This window comes from Bradyrhizobium sp. T-12, from assembly GCF_058314695.1.
The window spans coordinates 4,802,745-4,818,819 of record NZ_CM177756.1 but is presented as its reverse complement, the minus strand read 5'-3'; the positions used below and the strand labels follow the sequence as shown (position 1 = coordinate 4,818,819).

Annotated in this window: 20 protein-coding genes; 13 read left to right on the top strand and 7 right to left on the bottom strand. The window is 64.8% G+C overall.

All coding sequences use genetic code 11. The features are described 5' to 3' along the window. Positions 1 to 27: 27 nt before the first annotated feature. Positions 28 to 945, bottom strand: a complete 918-nt coding sequence (locus AC0WRY_RS23020) for an ABC transporter permease subunit (protein ID WP_194403098.1) — start codon at positions 943 to 945, stop codon at positions 28 to 30. Between the two features lie 289 nt (positions 946 to 1,234). On the opposite strand from AC0WRY_RS23020, the gene AC0WRY_RS23015 reads away from it, so the two are divergent. Further along, positions 1,235 to 1,408 (top strand): hypothetical protein, encoded by a 174-nt coding sequence (locus AC0WRY_RS23015; protein WP_181769418.1) that lies wholly within the window; start codon positions 1,235 to 1,237, stop codon positions 1,406 to 1,408. A 282-nt stretch (positions 1,409 to 1,690) separates the two neighbouring features. After that, entirely contained in the window at positions 1,691 to 2,239 is a 549-nt protein-coding gene (locus AC0WRY_RS23010; RefSeq protein ID WP_194403097.1) for a hypothetical protein, read from the top strand. Here AC0WRY_RS23010 and AC0WRY_RS23005 read toward each other — a convergent pair. From AC0WRY_RS23005 to AC0WRY_RS22995, 3 genes are read right to left on the bottom strand one after another with little or no spacing between them, the layout of a single operon-like run. Next, positions 2,201 to 2,593: a carboxymuconolactone decarboxylase family protein gene (locus AC0WRY_RS23005; protein ID WP_491121035.1), complete on the bottom strand. Its 393-nt coding sequence runs from the start codon at positions 2,591 to 2,593 to the stop codon at positions 2,201 to 2,203. The genes AC0WRY_RS23010 and AC0WRY_RS23005 overlap by 39 nt on opposite strands. 29 nt (positions 2,594 to 2,622) lie before the next feature. Next, positions 2,623 to 3,405, bottom strand: a complete 783-nt coding sequence (pcaD, locus tag AC0WRY_RS23000; RefSeq protein ID WP_491121033.1) for a 3-oxoadipate enol-lactonase — start codon at positions 3,403 to 3,405, stop codon at positions 2,623 to 2,625. A gap of 28 nt (positions 3,406 to 3,433) precedes the next feature. Next, a complete protein-coding gene (locus AC0WRY_RS22995) occupies positions 3,434 to 4,789 on the bottom strand; it encodes a 3-carboxy-cis,cis-muconate cycloisomerase (protein WP_491121031.1) in 1,356 nt (451 codons plus the stop codon). A 172-nt stretch (positions 4,790 to 4,961) separates the two neighbouring features. Here AC0WRY_RS22995 and AC0WRY_RS22990 point away from each other — a divergent pair, with 172 nt between their 5' ends. From AC0WRY_RS22990 to AC0WRY_RS22955, 8 genes are all read left to right on the top strand, one after another. Continuing rightward, positions 4,962 to 5,408 (top strand): SRPBCC family protein, encoded by a 447-nt coding sequence (locus AC0WRY_RS22990; RefSeq protein WP_194403093.1) that lies wholly within the window; start codon positions 4,962 to 4,964, stop codon positions 5,406 to 5,408. Positions 5,409 to 5,542: 134 nt separating this feature from the next. Beyond that, the gene (locus AC0WRY_RS22985) at positions 5,543 to 6,028 is read left to right on the top strand and encodes a (2Fe-2S)-binding protein (RefSeq protein WP_014494194.1); all 486 of its coding nucleotides are present in this window, start codon (positions 5,543 to 5,545) and stop codon (positions 6,026 to 6,028) included. 27 nt (positions 6,029 to 6,055) lie between these two features. Then, positions 6,056 to 6,862, top strand: a complete 807-nt coding sequence (locus AC0WRY_RS22980) for an FAD binding domain-containing protein (protein WP_194403092.1) — start codon at positions 6,056 to 6,058, stop codon at positions 6,860 to 6,862. Positions 6,863 to 6,924: 62 nt separating this feature from the next. Then, entirely contained in the window at positions 6,925 to 7,863 is a 939-nt protein-coding gene (locus tag AC0WRY_RS22975) for an AAA family ATPase (protein WP_211418991.1), read from the top strand. Between the two features lie 101 nt (positions 7,864 to 7,964). Continuing rightward, complete coding sequence (locus tag AC0WRY_RS22970; RefSeq protein WP_491121026.1) at positions 7,965 to 9,167, top strand: vWA domain-containing protein; 1,203 nt, start codon at positions 7,965 to 7,967, stop codon at positions 9,165 to 9,167. Between the two features lie 10 nt (positions 9,168 to 9,177). Then, on the top strand, positions 9,178 to 9,501 hold the full coding sequence (locus AC0WRY_RS22965; RefSeq protein WP_097658284.1) for an XdhC family protein: 324 nt from the start codon (positions 9,178 to 9,180) through the stop codon (positions 9,499 to 9,501). A 2-nt stretch (positions 9,502 to 9,503) separates the two neighbouring features. After that, positions 9,504 to 10,205: an XdhC family protein gene (locus tag AC0WRY_RS22960; RefSeq protein ID WP_194403088.1), complete on the top strand. Its 702-nt coding sequence runs from the start codon at positions 9,504 to 9,506 to the stop codon at positions 10,203 to 10,205. Then, entirely contained in the window at positions 10,202 to 11,806 is a 1,605-nt protein-coding gene (locus AC0WRY_RS22955; protein WP_194403087.1) for an NTP transferase domain-containing protein, read from the top strand. Before AC0WRY_RS22960 ends, AC0WRY_RS22955 begins: the two co-directional genes overlap by 4 nt. Before the next feature lie 100 nt (positions 11,807 to 11,906). Here the strand turns inward: AC0WRY_RS22955 and AC0WRY_RS22950 are convergent, their stop codons facing one another. After that, on the bottom strand, positions 11,907 to 12,701 hold the full coding sequence (locus tag AC0WRY_RS22950) for a hypothetical protein (protein ID WP_491121023.1): 795 nt from the start codon (positions 12,699 to 12,701) through the stop codon (positions 11,907 to 11,909). A gap of 191 nt (positions 12,702 to 12,892) precedes the next feature. After that, positions 12,893 to 13,195 (bottom strand): avidin/streptavidin family protein, encoded by a 303-nt coding sequence (locus AC0WRY_RS22945; RefSeq protein ID WP_491123494.1) that lies wholly within the window; start codon positions 13,193 to 13,195, stop codon positions 12,893 to 12,895. 372 nt (positions 13,196 to 13,567) lie between these two features. On the opposite strand from AC0WRY_RS22945, the gene AC0WRY_RS22940 reads away from it, so the two are divergent. From AC0WRY_RS22940 to adhP, 3 genes are all read left to right on the top strand, one after another. Continuing rightward, a complete protein-coding gene (locus tag AC0WRY_RS22940; protein ID WP_194403085.1) occupies positions 13,568 to 13,957 on the top strand; it encodes a DUF4189 domain-containing protein in 390 nt (129 codons plus the stop codon). A 125-nt stretch (positions 13,958 to 14,082) separates the two neighbouring features. After that, positions 14,083 to 14,493, top strand: coding sequence for a DUF2000 family protein (locus AC0WRY_RS22935; RefSeq protein ID WP_194408378.1), 411 nt, complete (start codon positions 14,083 to 14,085; stop codon positions 14,491 to 14,493). Positions 14,494 to 14,630: 137 nt separating this feature from the next. Further along, on the top strand, positions 14,631 to 15,656 hold the full coding sequence (adhP, locus tag AC0WRY_RS22930) for an alcohol dehydrogenase AdhP (protein WP_491121021.1): 1,026 nt from the start codon (positions 14,631 to 14,633) through the stop codon (positions 15,654 to 15,656). Between the two features lie 4 nt (positions 15,657 to 15,660). On the opposite strand, the gene AC0WRY_RS22925 is transcribed toward adhP, so the two are convergent. Continuing rightward, a complete protein-coding gene (locus AC0WRY_RS22925) occupies positions 15,661 to 16,074 on the bottom strand; it encodes a GFA family protein (protein ID WP_194403083.1) in 414 nt (137 codons plus the stop codon). Position 16,075 lies beyond the last annotated feature (1 nt).

The window sequence follows — 16,075 nt, the reverse complement described above, 5'->3', positions numbered from 1 at the left end:
GGGTGAGGAAGCTGCCACGCGCGACCGTCAGACTTTTTCGACTTCGGGACGACCGAGCAAGCCGGTCGGCATGAAGATCAGCACGACGATCAGGATCGAGAACGCCGCGACGTCCTTGTATTCGACCGAGAAATAGGCCGACCAGAACGTCTCGATCAGGCCGATCGCAAGGCCGCCGAGCATGGCGCCGGGCAGCGAGCCGATGCCGCCGAGCACGGCGGCGGTGAACGCCTTGATGCCCGCGACGAAGCCCATGAAGAAATCGACGAGGCCGTAATAGAGCAGGTACATCAGGCCCGCGACCGCGGCGAGCGCGGCACCGATCACGAAGGTCATGGAGATGGTGCGGTCGACGTCGACCCCGAGCAGCGCCGCCATGGTCTGGTCCTGCTCGCAGGCGCGCATGTCGCGCCCGAGCCGGGTGCGCGACACCAGCCAGGTGAAGAGGGCCAGCAGCACGATGGTGGTGACGACCACCATGATCTGGATGTTGGAGAGCTGGATCACGAAACCGTCCGTGCTCTCGTGCAGGGTGTAGCCGCCGGTGATGAAGGGCGGGATCGGCTTGACGCGCGCGCCCTGCGCCACCTGCGAATAGTTGGTCAGCACGAAGGACATTCCGATCGCCGACAGCATCGGGGCGAGGCGAAAGGAATGGCGCAGCGGCCGGTAGGCGATGCGCTCGATGGTCCAGCCATAAAGCGCGGTGATCGCCATCGAGACGAGCAGCACGACGAGCAGGATCAGCGGTATCGCGGTCAACCCGAGCGAGATCAGGATCAGGAAGGTGATCAAGGCAATGAAGCCGCCGATCATGAAGACGTCGCCATGGGCGAAGTTGATCATGCCGACGATGCCGTAGACCATCGTATAGCCGATGGCGATCAGGCCGTAGATCGAGCCTAGGACGAGACCGTTGATGAGCTGCTGGGTGAAATAATCCATGGGCTGCCGTACCAAACCTGACGCGGGCTCAACGTGAGCTCTGAGGAGAGTGGGTTGGAGTGTGGTTTGAGCGTGTTTTTATTGGGCCCCGGCAGCCCCTCAGCGTTCTTGCCGTTTTGTAACAGGAGGGAACTGACGGCTGCAACAGCTCACGCGATGGCAGGAGGTCTTGTACAGAGGTGATTTGGAGCTCGGGTTCCGCAGCTGTGAGGAACTGGGTTCCGCAGAGCAACCAAAATGGCCGCCGGCCGTTGTCTCGGCTCTGACGTCCAACAAGGGAGTTCCCCGAATGACGAAGCAGCAGAACCAGAATCCGGGTCAGCAGAGTCAGAACCCCGGCCAGCAGCGCCCCGGGCAGCAGCAGGGCGGTGGTCAGAAACCCGGACAGCAGCAGCAGAACGACCCGATGCGCCAGGGCGATCGGCCCGGCCAGCAGCAGGGCGGCCAGCGCGACCAGGAATAGCGAGTTTGGGAGCCGAGGAGTAGAGAGAGGGCCCCGCCGGAAGGCGGGGCCTTTTTTCTTTTGGGTCCATCGCTTGTCCGCGTCATTCCGGGATCGTGCGTTAGCGCCAGAACTGGAATCTCGAGATTCCGGGTTCGGTTTTGCGAGCCCGCCCCCGGACTGACGATCGCGAGGGCAGTTAAGGTAAACAAAGGGTTTAAATTGCCGCCACAGTCTGATGCGAGTTAGCTCTCCGCAAAGCCTTCGGTCGAAGGCGAACGGCAGGCGAAGCGGGAAGCGGCTATGTTCGGGAATTGGCGGATCGGCTCGGTCAACGGCGCGCTGCTGGCGGCCTATTTCATCCCGGCCTGGGCGCTTGTCGCCTTCAACATCATCATCGCACCCGTGCATGGCCTCTACGAGCGGCCGAGCGTCGCGGTTGCGCTGTACCTGAGCGACCATCTCCAGATGGCCGGCATGGACACGGTGCGCGCCGCGTGGCTGCTGGCGCTGGGCCGGCTGACGGTCGTGGCGTTCTTTGCGATCTATCTCGCGCTGCTCTGCATTCCTCGCATCCGCAGGAATGGCGGCAGCGACGAGGCGCTCGGCATTGCCCTGGCGATCGGCAGCCTGATCTCGTTCGCCAGCATGGTCATGGCCTCGAAGGTCGGCGAGATGGCTGCGCTCCGGCTGCACGCAACCGAGCTGCTGCTCCTGCTCGGCGCCGCCATCGTGGTGGTGATCGAACGGCCCGAGACCGCGCCCAAGACGGTCCACAAGGCGGTTCAAGAGACCGCCACGATCGCAGCTCCCCTAGGCCTTGAGCAGGCCGAGCTCCTGCACAATCGCTGAGGCTTCCTTGACAGCGTGGTTCACGGCCGGCACGCCGCAATAGATCGCCTGCTGCAGCAGGATTTCCTTGATGTCGTCGGGCGTGAAGCCGCCTTCGGCGAGCGCCGCGCGCACGTGCAGGCGGAATTCGTCCCATTGGCCGAGCGCAACCATGGTGCCGATCACCAGCACCCGCCGCGTGCGCTCGTCGAAATGCGGCCGCGTCCAGATCTCGCCCCAGGCGTAGCGCGTGATCATGTCCTGGAAATCGTTGTTGAAGACGTTGCGGTTCGCGATCGACTTGTCGACCCAGGCATTGCCCAGCACCTTGCGGCGAACGTTCATGCCGGCATCGCGGCGCTTCTGGTCGTCCATTCTGTCCTCCGGGATGACGAAGATGGTGGCTAGCGCTGCGTCAAGAATCCCACCACCGCATCCGTGAACGCGTGCGGCTGCTCGATGTTGGAAATATGTGCGGCGTCGATGATGGTCATGCTCGCGCCGGGAATCTTCGAGCGGATCAATTCACCTGCCGAGATCGGCGTCGCCATGTCGTGGCGGCCGGCGATCACCAGCGTCGGACTCTTGATCTTGGGAAGCAGCTCGCGCTGGTCCAGCGTCGACAGCGCTTCGCAGCAGGCGAGATAACCTTCGACCGGCGAGGCGAGCAGCATCGATTTCATCCTGGCGGTGATGTCGGGCTCGCGCTCGCGAAAATCCTGCGTCAGCCAGCCCGCGATCACGGCATCGGCGACTGCGGCGATGCCGCCCTTCTTCACGGCGTCGATGCGTTCCAGCCATTTGGTCGGCTCGGCATAATAGCAGGAGGTGTTGGCGAGGATGAGCTTGCCGAAGCGTTCCGGTGCGTTGGCGCCCAGCCACTGCCCGACCATGCCGCCCATCGACAGGCCGCACCAATGCACCTTCTCGATGTTGAGGTCGTCGAGGATCGCGAGCACGTCGCGGCCGAAGCGCTCCATCGTATAGGGGCCGGGCGGAACGTTGGACTTGCCATGGCCGCGGCGGTCATAGCGAATGACGCGGAACACCAGTGTCAGCGCCTTCATCTGCGGCTCCCACATCTGCAGCGTGCAGCCGAGCGAGTTGGAGAGCATCAAGGTCGGCCCGCCGTCGCGGCCCTCGACGGAGACGTTGAGCAGACATCCGTCGGCATCGATCATGGGCATGCGGCGTCTCCGTCGTATCTTGCAGTTCTTATTCGCGGTCGAGGCTGTCGAGCAGCCGGTCGATCAGGGCTTGGGAAGCCCCTTGATAGGCCATCGGCTCGAACAATGCCGCAATTTTTTCCGGCGAAAGCTGCGCGGTGACTAGCGAATCGGCCAGCAGCACCTCGCGCAGATGCTTCTTCTCGGCGACCGCGCGCTTGCTGGCGGCCTCGACGAGATGATGCGCATCGCTCTTGCCGATCGTCTCGGCCAGCGCAAAGGTGATCGCCTCTGCCATGATCAGCCCGTGCGTCGCATCGAGATTGCTGCGCATGCGCGCGGCGTCGACGTCGAGGCCCTCCGCGATGTCGACGATGGCGGCCAGTGCGCCCGAGGTGACCAGCATCAATTGCGGCAGCGTCGGCCACTCCGCGTGCCAGGGACCGGCGCTGCGCTCGTGGTCCTGCACTTGAGCCGCGAAGATCGTGGCGGCAAGCTGCGGAGCCATGGTGGCGGCGCCCAGCGCGCTTGCGGCAGCGACCGGGTTGCGCTTGTGCGGCATGGTCGAGGAGCCGCCGCGGCCTTCGCCGGCCGGTTCGAATGCTTCGGCGACATCGGTCTGCATCATCAGCGAGACGTCGCGCGCGATCTTGCCGCAGCTTCCCGCCAGAATGGCGAAGCAGGACGCGGCCTCCGCGATCCGGTCGCGATGGGTGTGCCAGGGCGCTTCCGGCAGCGGCAGGTCGAGCTCGCGCGCGAGGCGTTCCGCTACCGCAAGGCCCTTGTCGCCGAGGGCCGCGAGCGTGCCGGCCGCGCCGCCGAATTGCAGCGCGAGACCCTCGCGGCGCAGCCGCCGCAGGCGGCAGCGGGCGCGGGCGAGGCTCGAGGCATATTCTGCGGCCTTCAGGCCGAACGGCATCGGCAGTGCGTGCTGGAGCCAGGTCCGTGCCACCATCGCGGTATTGCGATGGCTGCGCGCCAGGGCGGCAAAGCCCTTGATGGCGCGGCTGAGGTCGGTGTCCAGCGCATCGATGCCGGCGCGAAGCGTGAGCATGGTCGCGGTGTCGATGACATCCTGGCTGGTCGCACCCCAATGCACATAGTGCGCGGCCTCCTTGTCGGCCTTGCCGACATTGGCCGTCAGGGCCTTGACCAGGGGAATCGCGAGATTGCCCGATCGCGTCGCGGCGTCCGCCAGTGCGGTCATGTCAATGGAATCGGCCTTGGACGCGGCCTCGATCGGGCCCACGGCGGATGCCGGAATCACGTCCGTGGCGGCCTCGGCGCGGGCCAGGGCTGCCTCGAAATCAAGCATGTTCTGCAGGGTCGACCGGTCGTCGCAGACGGCGCGCATGGCGGCGCTCGACAGCATCGGTGCGAGCAGGGGGGAGAGGGATGTGGTCATATTGCGCGCGACCTAATCATCATGGCCCGGCTGTGCCAATCCCCCACCGCCCGCACACGTCTTTTTGCAGTTGCGAATATGCATTGCACGTGACCGGGCACCGGCCTTTCCTTTGCCGCGTCCCTGCGTTACTTGATCAGCACTATAGTTACGCGATCCGGGAGGCACCCTCATGGCCATGACGATGAACGGCGAAGTCCAGCTTGCGGCGTCGCGCGAGGCCGTGTGGGCCAAGCTCAACGATCCCGAGGTGCTGAAGGCCTGCATCCCCGGCTGCGAGGAGCTCGAGAAGACCGACGACGGCGGCTTTCGCGCAACGGCGAAAATGAAGGTCGGCCCGGTGTCGGCGCGCTTCAAGGGCAAGGTCACGCTGTCCGATCTCGACCCGCCGAACGGCTACAAGATTTCGGGTGAGGGCGAGGGCGGGGTTGCCGGCTTCGCCAAGGGTGGCGCGGTGGTCAAGCTGGCGGAGAAGGACGGCGGCACGCTGCTTTCCTACGAGGTCGAGGCACAGATCGGCGGCAAGTTGGCGCAGCTTGGCCAGCGCCTCATCAACGGCGCCGCCAAGAAGCTCGCCGACGAGTTTTTCGCGAACTTCGCCAAGGCCGTACAGAGCTGAAGGTCATCGCCTTCGGCATGGCGGCTTGCGCCCTGGGCGATGTTGCCCCGGGGCATAATGGCCCATATGATGGGTTGGAATAATTATAAGAACCGCTTCGATGGGACCCGTCGGGGCGCTGATAGAGAGTGCTTATGGCAAAAATCTCCCTCATCGTGAACGGCAATCCTGTTACGGCCAACGTCGATCCCCGCACCCTGTTGGTGCAGTTCCTGCGCGAAAATCTGCGCCTGACCGGCACCCATGTCGGCTGCGACACCTCGCAGTGCGGCGCCTGCGTCGTGCATCTCGATGGCAAGGCCGTGAAGTCCTGCACCACGCTCGCGGTGATGGCCGACGGCCACGAGGTCAAGACGATCGAAGGGCTGGCCGCCGACGGCGCGCCGCTGCATCCGATGCAGGAGGCCTTCCGCGAGCACCACGGCCTGCAATGCGGCTTCTGCACGCCCGGCATGATCATGACCGCGATCGACATCGTGCATCGCAAGGGCCACGAGCTCGACGACCATACGATCCGGGAAGAGCTGGAAGGCAATCTCTGCCGCTGCACCGGCTACCAGAACATCGTCGCCTCGATCTCCGCCGGCGCCAAGGCGATGGCCAAATCCGACCTCGCGTAACGCGCATCCCGCGATCAGGACATTCAGATGTACGAATTCAAATACCATCGCCCCGGGACCGTGCGGCAGGCCGCCAACCTCCTGGTGAAGAACGAAGACGCCAAGGTGATCGCCGGCGGCCACACGCTGATTCCCGTCATGAAGCAGCGCCTGGCGAGCCCGCCGCATCTGGTCGACCTCTCCCACATCGAGGGGCTCAACACGATCGAGATGAAGGGCCGTTCGCTGGTGATCGGCGCCACCGCCAGGCACGCCGAGGTCGCGACCTCCGCGATCGTCGGCGAGGCGATCCCGGCGCTGGCCAATCTCGCAAGCCAGATCGGTGACCCCGCCGTGCGCCACAAGGGCACGATCGGCGGCTCGCTCGCCAACAACGATCCGACCGCGGACTATCCGGCTGCCGTGCTCGCGCTGGGCGCGACCATCGTCACCAACAAGCGCCGCCTCAAGGCCGAAGAGTTTTTCCAGGGCCTGTTCACGACCGCGCTCGAAGCCGACGAGATCATCACCAAGGTGATGTTCCCGCTGCCGAAGAAGGCGGCCTACATCAAGTTCCGCAACCAGGCCTCGCGCTATGCGCTGGTCGGCGTGTTCGTGGCACGGCGTCCGTCGGACGTCCGGGTGGCCGTGACCGGTGCCGGCTCCGAAGGCGTGTTCCGCGTCGAGGCGTTTGAGGAAGCCCTCAAGAAGCGCTTCGCGTCGAAGGCGATTGAAGGCATCGCGGTGCCGGCGGAAGGTCTCAACAGCGACATCCACGGCAGTGCCGAATACCGCGCGCATCTCATCGGTGTGCTGACGCGGCGCGCGCTCGATGCCGCCAACGCCAAGGAGTGAGGTGATCTCACGCCTCGGCCCAAACTTGTCCCCGGTGAGGGCGTAGCGAGACTGGCTATTTCATGACTTCAGCGGCCAACACTTCCGGGGCCAATACTTCAGTTGTATTGCCGGCATCGGTCGATGCGATGCTCGAACTCCTGACCTCGCGCGGCTATCTCGCCGAGCGATCGCTGGCGACGGTGACGTACCTCTCGCTGCGCATGGGCCGGCCGCTGTTCCTGGAAGGCGAGGCCGGAGTCGGCAAGACGGAGATCGCCAAGGTGCTCTCGGCGGCGCTGGGGCGGAAGCTGATCCGTCTGCAATGCTACGAAGGCCTCGACGTCTCCTCGGCGGTCTATGAGTGGAATAGCGCCGCGCAGATGATCGCGATCCGGATGGCGGAAGCCGCCGGCGACACCGACCGCGATCAGCTCTCGAGCGACATCTTCGCCGACCGCTACATGATCAAGCGGCCGCTGCTCCAGGCACTGGAGCCCGACGTCGCGGGCCCGCCGGTCCTCTTGATCGACGAACTCGACCGGGCCGACGAGGCGTTCGAGGCTTACCTGCTCGAAATCCTCAGCGACTTCCAGGTGACGATCCCCGAATTCGGCACCGTGAAGGCGCCAAGCCCGCCGATCGTCATCATCACCTCCAACCGCACCCGCGAGATTCACGACGCGCTGAAGCGGCGCTGTCTCTATCACTGGGTCGATTATCCCGCCGCCGAGCGCGAGCTTGCGATCGTCAAGTCGCGCGTGCCCGGCATCTCGGCAAAGCTGTCGCAGCAGGTCGTGCGCTTCGTGCAAGCTTTGCGCGACCAGGACTTCTACAAGTCCCCGGGCGTCGCCGAGACCATCGACTGGGCCACCGCTTTGTCCGAGCTCGACGCCCGCTCGCTGACCCCGCAAGTGGTCGGCGACACGCTGGGCGCGTTGCTGAAGTATCAGGACGACATCACCCGCATGCAGGGCGACACCCTGCAGAAGGTGCTGAAGGACGCGACGAGCGAGAATTGATCGTCGTCGTTCCGGGGCGATGCGCGGCATCGAACCCGGAACCTCGAGATTCCGGGTTCGTCGCTGCGCGACGCCCCGGAATGACGGAGCGGGGATAGACCATGGCCATCAACCACCTTGCCCCGGAGCAGACCGAGCAGTTCGCCGACAACATCGTCGGCTTTGCCCGCGCGCTGCGTGCTGCGGGCATGCCGGTAGGGCCGGGTGCCGTCATCGACGCCATGAGCGCGCTCCAGGTCATCGACATCGGCAACCGCGCCGACGTCTTCACCGCGCTGGAGGCGATCTTCGTCAAGCGCCATGAGCACGCGCTGATCTTCAAGCAAGCCTTCAACCTGTTCTTCCGCGCCTCCGAGGAGTGGAAGCACATGCTGGATTCGGTGCCGCTGCCGGACGAGGCCAAGAAGAAGCCGCAGGCCGGCTCCCGCCGCGTGCAGGAGGCGATGTCGCAGCCGCGCATGACGGAGACGCCGCAGCATCAGGAGCAGGATCTGCGCCTGTCGGTCTCCGACAGGGAAATCCTCCAGAAGAAAGATTTTGCCCAGATGAGTGCGGCCGAGATCACCGAGGCGCTGCGCGCCATCGAACGGATGAGGTTGCCGCAGGCCGAGCTTTTGACGCGCCGCTATCTGCCCGATCCGCGCGGGCTTCGGCTCGACCTCCGCCGCACGCTGCGTGCGTCCTTGCGCACCGGCGGCGACATCATCGACATCCATCGCCTCGGGCGGATCGAGAAGCCGGCGCCGATCGTGGCGCTGCTCGACATCTCGGGCTCGATGAGCGAGTACACCCGCCTGTTCCTGCACTTCCTCCACGCCATCGGCGACGCCCGCAAGCGCGTTTCGGTATTCCTGTTCGGCACCCGCCTCACCAACGTCACTCGCGCGCTGCGCCAGCGCGATCCCGACGAGGCGCTGGCGAGCTGCTCGGCCTCGGTCGAGGACTGGGCCGGCGGTACCCGGATCTCGGCCTCGCTGCACAACTTCAACAAATTATGGGCGCGGCGCGTGCTGAGCCAGGGCGCCATCGTGCTCCTGATCTCGGACGGGCTGGAGCGGGAGGCCGATTCCAAGCTCGCCTTCGAGATGGACCGGCTGCATCGCTCCTGCCGCCGGCTGATCTGGCTCAACCCGCTCTTGCGGTTCGGCGGCTTCGAGGCCAAGGCGCAGGGCATCAAAATGATGCTCCCGCACGTTGACGAATTCCGCCCGGTACATAATTTGAGTTCGATCCAGGAGCTGATCACGACGCTCTCCCGGCCGCTGCCGCCGCATCACCGCAGCCTGATCCGTTCCGCAGCTTGAGAGGCCAGCCATGCTCGATCGCGACGAGGATATCCTGAAGGCGGCGGAGGACTGGCAGAAGGCCGGCCATGGCGTCGCGCTGGCGACGGTCGTCGAGACCTGGGGCTCGGCGCCGCGCCCGGCGGGCTCGAGCCTCGTCATCAACGACGAGGGCACGTTCCTGGGCTCGGTCTCCGGCGGCTGCGTCGAAGGCGCCGTGGTCACCGAGGCCATGGATGTGATCCAGAGCGGCAAACCCCGGATGCTGGAGTTCGGCGTCGCCGACGAGACGGCCTGGAATGTCGGGCTGTCCTGCGGCGGCACCATCCGCGTCTTCGTCGAGAAGGTCGGTTAGCCGTGAAGCTCGAGATCCTGCACGAACTCAATGCCGAGCGGGCCGCGCGTCGGCCGGCGATCCTGGTGACGGACACCGGGAGCGGCGAGCAGCGCCTGGTGAAGGCCAAGGACTTTGCCAAAGATCCGCTGCGGGCCGAGCTGGAGAAGCAGCTTCGCATGGGCAAGAGCGCCAGTGTCGAGGCCGGTGGCAAGAAGCTGTTCCTCAACGTCTACGCCCCGACCGCAAAGCTCGTCATCGTGGGCGCGGTGCATATCAGCCAGGCCTTGGCGCCGCTGGCGCGCTCGCTCGGTTACGACGTCACGGTGGTCGATCCGCGCACGGCCTTTGCGAGCCCCGAGCGCTTCCCCGATATTCCGCTGGTGGCCGAATGGCCTGATACCGCGCTGCCGCCGCTCAATGTCGATGCCTACACCGCCTTCGTCGCGGTGACGCACGATCCCAAGATCGACGATCCCGCGCTGTTGCATGCCTTCGAGCGCGGTTGTTTCTATATCGGCGCGCTCGGCTCGCGGAAAACGCACGCCAAGCGCGGCGAGCGGCTGCGGGCGCAGGGTGCGAAGGAGAGCGACATCGCGCGCATCCACGCGCCGATCGGGCTTGCAATCGGCGCGGTCTCCCCGTCCGAGATCGCGGTCGCGATCATGGCAGAGATCACGGCGGTGCTCCGCCTGCCTCCCAAGGAAAAAGAAGAGGCGGCATGAAATTTGGCCCAGCGAGTCCCAAGGATGCGATCGGCGGGGTGACCGTCCATACCCTGCGCCAGGGGCCGCTGGTGCTGAAGAAAGGCACGACGATCGGCCCCGCCGAGGTCGAGCAGCTCACGCGCGCGGGCATCAAGGACATCGTCGTGGTGCGCATGGAGAAGGGCGACGTCTCCGAGGATGTCGCGGCTGCCGGCATTGCGCTGGCTGTCGGCGGCGAGGGCATCCATGTCGAGCGCGCCTTCACCGGCCGCGCCAATCTGTTTGCCGCGCGCCCCGGCGTGCTGGTGATCGACCGCGCCGCGGTCGACCGCATCAACAATATCGACGAAGCCATCACCTTTGCGACGCTCTCCGCCTACAAGCCGGTGGTCGAGGGCGAGATGGTCGGCACCGTCAAGATCATCCCGTTCGGCGTCGAAGAAGGCTTGCGCGATGCCGCGGTGAAGGCGGCGGGCAAGGACGTGCTCAGAATCGCGCCTTACGTGATCCAGCGTGTCGGCGTGGTCTCGACCCTGCTGCCGGGCCTGTCCTCCAAGGTGATCGACAAGACGCTGCGCGTCACCGCCGAGCGGCTCGCGCCTGCGGGGGCCAGCATCATCGCCGAGCGGCGTGTCCAGCACGATGAACGCGAACTGTCAGCCGCGATCAAGGAATTGCTCGCGCTGGGGGCCGAGCTCGTCATCGTGTTCGGAGCGTCCGCCATCGCCGATCGCCGTGACGTCATCCCCGCGGCCGTCACCGGCATTGGCGGCGAGATCGAGCATTTCGGCATGCCGGTCGATCCCGGCAATCTCTTGCTGATCGCGCGCGCCGGCGGCGTGCCGGTGCTGGGCGCACCGGGCTGCGCCCGCTCACCTGTCGAGAACGGGTTCGACTGGGTCCTGATGCGGCTTCTTGCCGGCATCAAGGTGACGCGCGCCGAGCTGATGGGCATGGGCGTCGGCGGCCTCCTGATGGAGATCGTCACGCGCCCGCAGCCGCGCGCAAAACCCGAGACCGAGGGCAACAGCCAGGTCGCGGCCATCGTGCTCGCGGCGGGTCGTTCGACCCGGATGGGCGGACCGAACAAGCTGCTTGCCGAACTCGACGGAAAAAAGCTGGTGCGCCTCGCGACCGAGCAGGCGCTGGCCTCGAAGGCGTCCGAGGTGATCGTGGTCGTCGGGCATCAGGCCGAGCTGGTCGAGCAGGCACTGCAGGGCCTGAAGGTGAAATTCGTCCGCAATCCGGATTTCGCCGGCGGCATTGCAAGCTCGGTCAAATCAGGCATCGCGGCCGTGCCGGAATCTTGCGACGGCGCGCTGATCTGTCTCGGCGACATGCCGCTGATCGATGCCGGCCTGATCGACCGCCTCATCGACGGCTTTGCGCCGGACCGCGGCAACCTCATCGTCGTGCCCGTCAGCGAAGGCCGCCGCGGCAATCCCGTGCTGTGGTCGCGGCGGTTCTTCAAGGAATTGATGACGCTCGACGGCGACGTCGGCGCGCGGCATCTGATCGCCAAGCATACCGAGGCGGTGGCCGACGTGCCGGTGGATGGCGAGAGCGCCTTCCTCGATATCGACACGCCTCAGGCGCTTGAAGCGGCCCGGCGGGGATGACGGTGCCGTAGGGTGGATTAACCGAAGGCGTATTCCACCTGTCCGCGGCAACAGAAGGCGGTGGATTGCGCTTCGCTAATCCGCCCTGTCGAAGCCACGCCTAAAGCCCGCCAACCACTTTGAGCGCCAGTGCCGGAGCTGGCCCCGAGAGATCGTGGACCAGCGTTGCCATCATCGCGTCGCTTTCGCAGATGAAGGCGTGACTGAGAGCATAGGTTCGGTCGGACACCGTGAACGCCAGCTTGATGCCGCCGCAGAGGTGCTCCACGCTGTTCTTTTTCGATGAGCGGACCGGCTTGAAGAGGTCGTGCAGGCCGCTTCCGCCGACCATCAGCGGTACGTTCTCGCAACCTTCGCATCCGGTCGGCAGTTGCTTTTGCAGCTCAGCAACGTCGCTGGCCGGACTGAGAAATGTCTCGGAGAGAAGAATTGCCGGAGACAGCCTGAGCAGGCGCGTCTGCAACAGGCGAATGTCGGGTTCGAGGTTGAGCTCCCGGGCCTTCTTGATGTGCCCGCCAATTCTTTCGACGATCTGTCGATCCTGAACGTTCTCTGGCTTGATCTCGTTGACGGCATTTGCCGCAGCCAGGACGGCGATGATGGGCGCGTTCTTCGGCGGCATCGTTGCAACCTGGAGCCGTGTGCTGGTGTCAATGCCGTTGCGGAATTCTTCGTTCTTGTTCGAGAACCGTTCCTTGACCTCGGCTGCGCTCTTCCAGCCCTTGGCGATCACGGTGACCTGCGCTCCCTTAGGAATTGTGCCGTAAACGCAGATGGAAGACCGCCCCCGATCCGGACAGGCGTAAGCGTCGCGAAACAGGGCGCCTTGTTGCGCGGCGGAGCAAACGGATGTCGCCGACAGGACGGCGAGTATGACGAGCAAAAGGTACTTCATAGCGATCGAGCTTCTCCGGCTGCTGCGGCAAGCCTAAACAGGCGGGCGCGATCAGGCCAGAGGGTTTTGAGTCGCAACGTCTGTTGGCGCGATGAGGTGCCGTCAAGGGGGCCGTACTGACCGTCCCCTCGCGGAAACGAAAGAGGTGGATGGCGCGTCGCCAATCCACCTCGCGCACGTTTCTGGCTCGTCTACTTCTTGGTGTTCGAAAGCTTCTCGACCCCGCCGGCTTTCAGCTCGACGCCTTGCTTCGTCAGCTGCGCCTTGTTGCCGCTGCTGAACGTGAATGTATCAGCCTCGGCGCTGATGCCGTTCCATGCGACGGCTTCGCCGAGGGACAGATACCACAGTCCCTGAAAGCCGGTCGCGGCGTTGAGCTGTCCGGTCCAGACCGTGGTCGAACCACAGCCGAGAAAATTCACCGAGAAACTGATCGCAGTGCCGGAATTGCCATAGGCCAGCCACCCCGTGACGGGCAGCGGCTTGCCCCTCATCGCAGCTGTTTGCTGCGTTGTTGATATAGGTCCCTGTGATCGCGCCCGAGTTCTGGGCGAAGTTGGTGATTGCCAGGGTCGAGCCATATTGGTTGGTCCAGGTCCAGCTCACTGCCTGCGCATGCGGACGGAAGTCCGATCAGACAGGCCGACCCTATCATTCCCAGCAGCATTGTTTGTTTGGACGCATGGTCGCCTCCCTTGGCCCTGCTTGCCGCGTGGCGACCTCAAATAATACGATGGAAAAATACAACTTTAGAGTGTATCTCCGGCATTACTAGTCCGGCATCGCTTTTCAACCACCCGTTCACCAAGTGGAAACGACCGCCGCTTAGAGTTGCCTCCACCTGCCTTGGGGGGAGGGGTTTTTCCATGGCTTCGAACGTCGTCGCGCGCCGTTGCGCGATGTTTTTCTTTGTCTTTTCAGTTGCCGTCACGGGCGCCCGCTACATCACCGAAGCTCATGCCGCTGGCGCGTTTGCGGTCGGCAAGTGCGGCGCTTATGGCCAGGCCTTCGATTATGGTCACGAGCACGACGCGCGCGCCGCGGCGCAGAAGCAGTGCAAGGGCGATTGCACCACCGTGACGATGAAGCGCGCCTGCGCGGCAATGTCGGTCGATCTCGCCAATCCCTGCGGCGCCTATGGCTACGCCGTCAAGCCGAAGATTTCCGCCTCGCTCAACGCCGCCACGCGTGAATGCTACAAATACGGCGGCAAGGAATGCGTGATCCGCGCCTGGGCCTGCGACGCCAAGGGTTGATTTCTATTGCTGTCATTCCGCGGCGATGCGTAGCATCGAACCCGGAATCCATTCATCCACTTGCTTGGTGGCGCAATGGATAGCTCGCGCCAATTGGCGCGCCTGGAATGACACTGAGGAACCATATGCAGTTCGACACCAAGATCGCCGTCGTGATCCGTACCGATCTTCAGGCCTGGCAGAAGCTCAACGTCGCGTCCTTTCTCACCAGCGGCATCGCCGCGGCTTTTCCCGAATGCATCGGCGAAGCCTATGAAGACGCCTCAGGCACGAAATATCATGCGCTGATAGGTCAGCCGATCCTGATCTATGGCGCCGACGGTCCGGCGTTGTCGCGCGCGCTGGACCGCGCGCTCACGCGCAACGTCAAGCCGGCGGTCTATACCGAGGAGATGTTCAGCACCACGCACGACGCCGCCAACCGCGAGGCGGTGAGGGCAGTAGCGCGCGACGATCTCAATCTCGTCGGCATCGCCATGCGCGCCGAGCGCAAGGTGATCGACAAGATCCTCGACGGCCTCAAGTTCCACAACTGACAATTCGACATTCGCGCAGCGTCATTATGGTGTCATGATGGAGCTGGTCTTGCGCAAACTTTGTGCTGTTTGACCCCCGTCAAAGGAGCACCGCGGCGGCATCGTTAGTCTGCTTCCAAAGCGCAGAGGAGCAGCAGATGCCGACCATGAAAGCCGCAATCGTCAAGCAATTCGGCAAGCCACTGGTGATCGAGGACGTGCCGGTGCCGCAGCCCGGTCCCGGCGAGGTCCTGGTGAAGGTCAAGGCGTGCGGTGTCTGTCATACCGATCTGCACGCGGCCTCCGGCGACTGGCCGGTGAAGCCGGTGCCGCCCTTCATTCCCGGCCACGAGGCGGCCGGCATCGTCGCCGCGCTCGGGCCCGGCGTGAAGAATCTGAAGGTGGGAGATGCCGTGGGGGTCGCCTGGCTGCATGATGCCTGCATGTCCTGCGAATATTGCGAGACCGGCTGGGAGACCCTGTGCGAGCACCAGCACAACACCGGCTACAGCGTCAACGGCGGCTTCGCCGAATATGTCATCGCCTCGGCCGCCTTTGCCGCGAAGCTGCCCGCGACGGTCGACTTCGCCGCCATCGCGCCGATCCTGTGCGCCGGCGTCACCACCTACAAGGGATTGAAGGAGACCGAAGCCAGGCCCGGCGAGTGGGTGGTGATCTCGGGCGTCGGCGGGCTCGGCCATGTCGCAATCCAGTACGCCAAGGCGATGGGCCTCAAGGTTGCCGCCGTCGACATCGCCGAGGACAAGCTTGCGCTCGCGCGCGAGACCGGCGCCGATCTCGCGGTCAATGCGCTCGCTGATGGCGCGGTCGACAAGGTTCTCGCGGCAACCGGTGGCGGGGCTCACGGTGTGCTGGTGACGGCGGTTTCGACCGCCGCGTTCGGCCAGGCGCTGAAGATGGTGCGCCGGAAGGGCACCGTCAGCCTCGTCGGCCTGCCGCCGGGCGAATTTCCGACGCCGATCTTCGACGTCGTCCTCAAGCGCATCACGGTGCGCGGCTCGATCGTCGGCACGCGGCGCGACCTCGACGAAGCCGTCGCATTCGCTGCGAACGGCAAGGTCAAGGCCGAGGTGACGAAGGTGCCGCTCACGCAAATCAACGAGGTCTTCGACCGGATGAAAGCCGGCAAGATCGACGGCCGCATGGTGCTGGATTTCGGCTAGCGCCTCAGCCTGTCGGCATGCCTGCAAACGTCATCAGGCTGGGATCGATCTGATCCCAGTTGTGACCGCGCGCGGCAAACGTGACCACCTGCGGCTTGTAGCGGGCCGGCTCGTCGAGGCTTCCGGCGCGGATCGTGAAGACGCCTGGGTGCGCTGCGAAGGTCATGTACACAGCCACGCCGCATTGCGTGCAGAAGCCGCGCGTCTTCACGTTGCCGCTGTCGGCGACCATGTCCCAATGCTTGGCATCGCCGGTGAGCGTGACCCCAGCGCGCGCGAACGTCGCGTATGAGCCATGCGCACCGCCGCTTTCGCGTTGGCAGTCCCGGCACTGGCAGTGATTGCTGAACAGCGGCTCGCCGGCAATCGAGTAGCGGATCGCGCCGCAGGCGCAGCCTCCGGTATAGGGCTTGTCCATC